We start from the raw sequence: 555 nt of genomic DNA on the forward strand, positions 1-555 counted from the left end.
TTGTTGGCCCAGATATCAAAACTGTGTGGGAAGATACTCATCTGCAAGAAACCCAGGGAGGACGCTATGCTAAGCAAGAATCCTTTGTCGTAGATGACATTTACACCATCGGACATTCTCCCTGCCATGTAGAAATCTTGGAGCAGTTTCAGGTTAAGGCTTACATGATTGCTCCTATCTTCTACCAAGATAAATTGTGGGGATTATTAGGAGCCTACCAAAATTCTAGCCGACGGAGTTGGCAAGAGGAGGAGCTGCAGGTGCTCAAGCAAATCGGCACCCAACTGGGTGTCGCGCTTCAGCAAATTCAGTACAACCGTCAGCTAGAAGAAACGTCACAACAGGTAGCTAAGCAAGCACAGCGTGAACGGGCCGTTGCCAAACTTGTGCCGCGCATTCTCCAGTCTAGAGATGAAGCAATCATGTTCCGCCTTGCAACAGATGAATTGCGTCATCTTCTGAATTGCGATCGCGTTGGGGTTTACCGATTTACACCTGACTGGAGCGGTGAGTTTGTATCTGAATCTGTTGCCAGTGGCTGGGTTCCCCTTGTTG

Annotated in this window: 1 protein-coding gene; it reads left to right on the forward strand. The window is 48.5% G+C overall.

The window, feature by feature from the left end; genetic code table 11:
• Window positions 1–23: 23 nt before the first annotated feature.
• Window positions 24–555: GAF domain-containing protein (locus tag JUJ53_RS22270; RefSeq protein WP_204154252.1), on the forward strand; the 532-nt coding region annotated here is incomplete at its 3' end.

Origin of the sequence: Leptolyngbya sp. CCY15150, assembly GCF_016888135.1 — a bacterium.
Taxonomy (GTDB): domain Bacteria; phylum Cyanobacteriota; class Cyanobacteriia; order RECH01; family RECH01; genus RECH01.